This is a genomic window from Acinetobacter sp. (assembly GCF_036659555.1).
Lineage (GTDB): Bacteria > Pseudomonadota > Gammaproteobacteria > Pseudomonadales > Moraxellaceae > Acinetobacter.
In genome coordinates this window covers 1-3653 of record NZ_JAVXCI010000007.1, presented here as the reverse complement: position 1 = coordinate 3653, position 3653 = coordinate 1, and the positions used below count along the sequence as shown (strand labels likewise).

Here is a 3653-nt window from a genome sequence, read left to right as displayed (position 1 = left end):
TATGGCCTTATTACCTATTTTAAGTTTCCCGGATCCCCGTCTTCGCACCATTGCAAAACCAGTCGAAGAAGTTACTGATGAAATTCGCCAGCTGGCAGCGGACATGCTGGAAACCATGTATGAAGCGCCAGGCATAGGCTTGGCTGCGACACAGGTCGATCAGCATATTCAGCTGATTGTCATGGATTTATCTGAAGAAAAAGATCAGCCCATGGTGTTTATTAACCCCAAAATTACGCCCTTGACGCAAGAGACGCAGCCGTATGAAGAAGGCTGCCTGTCAGTGCCTCAAATATACGATAAAGTTTCGCGCCCGTCACGCGTAAAAATTGAAGCCGTCAGTCTTGAAGGGCAGTCATTTGAACTGGAAGCTGACGGGCTTCTCGCTGTTTGCATTCAGCATGAAATGGATCACTTAAACGGCAAGCTGTTTGTGGATTATTTATCGCCGTTAAAGCGCCAGCGCGCGCGTGAAAAGGTGGAAAAAACCGTGCGCCAGCGCCAAAAAGAAAAGGTTGCTGTAAGGCGCTAGGCGCAGCTTTGATTTTCATTAAAAAATACGCAGCCTGAAGCCCAATTTTGATTGGGCTTTGCTATACTTGAGCCCGACAAATTTTAGGGGTTGCCTTTGCCTTTGCGTAGTGGCTTGCTGCTGTCTTTTGCAGCGGTATTTTTACAGATTGCTGTATTTTTACAGCCTTTGCTTCCGGAGCAGTATCAGATTGCCCCGGTCTGTGAAACCATTACGCGTGCGCTTTTGCTCCCGGCATCGGCTGCGCATTCTTCTATCGCGCAGCATTCCGCACATGATTCCGCTTCCCGGCATTCCGCACAGCTGCAGCATCAGGCTGCGCAGCAGGATAGCCATGGGCATGATCATCATGACGCCAGCCATCAGTGCCAGTACTGTACCGTGTATGGCAATCTGGTGCTGCCGCCGGAACTTGAGGTGAAGCAGGTTCTGGACCGCATTCAGATCCGCCTGGTCGCGTTTCAGCAGGCATTCAGCTATGTCTGGTTTGTTCTGCAGCGGCTGTTCCTAATGCCGCAAGGGCGCGCGCCGCCGCTGTTTGCATAAATACGCTTTATTCCGCCTGAGCATTTGCGCTCAGGCGCAGTCCTATTTATGTATTCAGAGAGATCAATATGGCTCAGCCAAAATTCTTTTTACAGCCGCTGTCGGCTGCGATTTGTGTTGCCTGCTATTCCGCTTCAGCTGTGGCAGGTTCTGACGGCGTTCAAACTTTTGCGCCTATCGTTGTCACGGCCCAGCAGGGCAATGCTGCCAGCGGCCTGATTGTGCATGCAGACCCTAAGCAGCCGATCCAGCCGGTTCCGGCAAGCGACGGCGCAGACTATCTGCAAAGCATTGTCGGCTTCAATTCCGTGAACAGCGGCGCCGGGACCAATGGCGATGTAACCTTCCGCGGCATGTTTGGCTCGCGCATTAAAATTCTGACGGACGGCACCGAAAATCTGGGTGCCTGCCCAAGCCGCATGGATAATCCCGCTTCTTATATTTCGCCGGAAAGCTATGACCGCATTTCGGTAATTAAAGGCCCGCAAACTGTGCAGTACGCCAATACCGGTTCGGCTGCAACCGTGATTTTCGAGCGCAAGCCTGAACAATTGTCACAGGAGCAGCCGTACCGCGGCCAGGCCAGTGTGCTGCTGGGCTCTTTTGGACGCTTGGATCACAACCTTGAAGCCGCAGCCGGGGATGATCAGAAATATATCCGCCTGAATGCCGGCCGTTCCGTGGCGGACAGCTATAAAGACGGCAGCGGCGAGACTGTGCCATCTGACTGGGAGCGCTGGAATGCTGACTTGGCGCTGGGCTGGACGCCAGATGAAAATACCTGGCTGGAGTTGACCGGCGGCAAAGCGGATGGCGAAGCGGTTTATGCCGGCCGCAAGATGGATGGCTCAAAGTTTGCCCGTGAAAGCCTGGGCTTGCGCGCTGAAAAGGCGAATGTTACTGATGTGATCAAGAAAATTGAAGCGCAGCTGAACTATAATTTTAATGACCATGTGATGGATAACTACAGCCTGCGAAAGCCGGGCGCGATGATGATGGCAACCAATGTCGCCCGTAAAACCCTAAATGCGCGCATGGCTGTCACCAGCGAATGGGACAAGCTGCAGCTTGTCGCGGGTTTAGACAGTCAAAATAATGAGCATAGTATCCGCAGAACAGATACAAAGAATAATATTGCTTATCAGGATCAGGCCCGCGTTAAGGATATGAAATTCCGTTCATATGGCGCTTTTGGCGAATTGGGCTATCAATTAAATGAAGGCAATAAAATTGTTGCCGGCGCCCGTCTTGATCAGGTGAATGTTAAAGACTTGCGCGCCAATTCTGCGGATAAGAAATATAATCTGGAGCTGGATAAAACCCTGCCAAGCGCCTTTATCCGCCTGGAAAGCCAGTATCCGAATCATGGCGCGAAAAGCTATATCGGCTTGGGCTATGTAGAGCGCATGCCGGACTATTGGGAATTGTTCAGCACCGCGCATGGCAATGCCGGCAGCAGCAATTCATTTAACGGCATTCGCCCTGAGAAAACCCTGCAGCTGGATATGGGCTATCAGCATGAGCATGGCGCGTTCAGTTCCTGGGCTTCCGCCTATGCCGGCTTAATTAATGATTACATTCTGATGAGCTATCATGATCATCCAAATACCAGCGGTCATGGCAGCAGCTTCAGCGCCGGCGCTGAAAATGTCGATGCCGTGATTGCGGGCGCGGAAGCTGGGCTGGGCTATCAATTTACAGACGCCATTCAGGCGGATGTCAGCGCGATGTATGCATGGGGCAAGAATACTGACGACGACAAAGCCTTGCCTCAGATTGCGCCTTTGGAGGCGCGTGTAAACCTGCGCTATGTGCAGGACAAATACACCTTGGGCGCATTATGGCGCGTTGTGGATAATCAAAGCCGCATCAGCATCCATCAGGGCAATATCGTGGGCTATGATATGAAGGAAAGTAAAGGCTTTGGCACGCTAGCCTTAAATGGAACCTACCATATACAGTCAGATGTAGACCTTTCGGTCGGCGTGGATAATGTCTTGAATAAGACTTATACCGAGCATTTAAACAAAGCCGGCAGCGCGGGCTTTGGCTTCGCCAGTGAGCAGCAGTTCAATAATACAGGCCGCAACTACTGGGCGCGCATCAGTATGAAGTTCTAAATCCAGAAAATTTAAATTAAATGGGACAAAGGCCATAGTTGAATTAACTGTGGCCTTTGTGTTTAAGGAATTGGATTTTCAGGAGGTGCTGCATTGTGTAGAAGTTTTGCTATAAAGGGATAAAAGCGGGTTTTGTGTGTGAAAGGCACAGTTGTTGCTGGAAAATAGAGCATAAAGTGGGTGCTGAATAAGCAGAATGCACATATTGAAAATCAATATTCATATTAAATGGATATAAATCAATGTGTTGTGATCTTTATTGTGGTGCTGATTGGTTTTATAATTAAAGAAGGGAAAACAGTTTAAATAAATTTTTATTATAAATTAGTTGTTTAAGTATTTTATGGTTTGAAAAATAAGCACACGGAAATATTTATTCGGAATAAGTGTTGCAACCCATCGGAAATGCTGTAGAATGCACATCCATCGGCGGTGATGTTGATTAAAACTTGTTG

Annotated in this window: 3 protein-coding genes; all 3 read left to right on the top strand. The window is 49.4% G+C overall.

What is annotated here, in order from left to right; genetic code table 11:
- Position 1: 1 nt before the first annotated feature.
- The 3 genes from def to RSA72_RS01780 all read left to right on the top strand — a co-directional run bounded on the left by def (position 2) and on the right by RSA72_RS01780 (position 3198).
- Positions 2 to 532 (top strand): peptide deformylase, encoded by a 531-nt coding sequence (gene def, locus RSA72_RS01790; RefSeq protein ID WP_332624493.1) that lies wholly within the window; start codon positions 2 to 4, stop codon positions 530 to 532.
- Between the two features lie 96 nt (positions 533 to 628).
- Entirely contained in the window at positions 629 to 1078 is a 450-nt protein-coding gene (locus RSA72_RS01785) for a DUF2946 family protein (RefSeq protein WP_332624495.1), read from the top strand.
- A gap of 68 nt (positions 1079 to 1146) precedes the next feature.
- The gene (locus tag RSA72_RS01780) at positions 1147 to 3198 is read left to right on the top strand and encodes a TonB-dependent copper receptor (protein WP_332624497.1); all 2052 of its coding nucleotides are present in this window, start codon (positions 1147 to 1149) and stop codon (positions 3196 to 3198) included.
- Positions 3199 to 3653 lie beyond the last annotated feature (455 nt).

Coding starts and splice junctions, on each gene's coding strand:
- def (WP_332624493.1), top strand. CDS start 2: ATGGCCTTATTACCTATTTTAAGTTTCCCGGATCCCCGTCTTCGCACC.
- RSA72_RS01780 (WP_332624497.1), top strand. CDS start 1,147: ATGGCTCAGCCAAAATTCTTTTTACAGCCGCTGTCGGCTGCGATTTGT.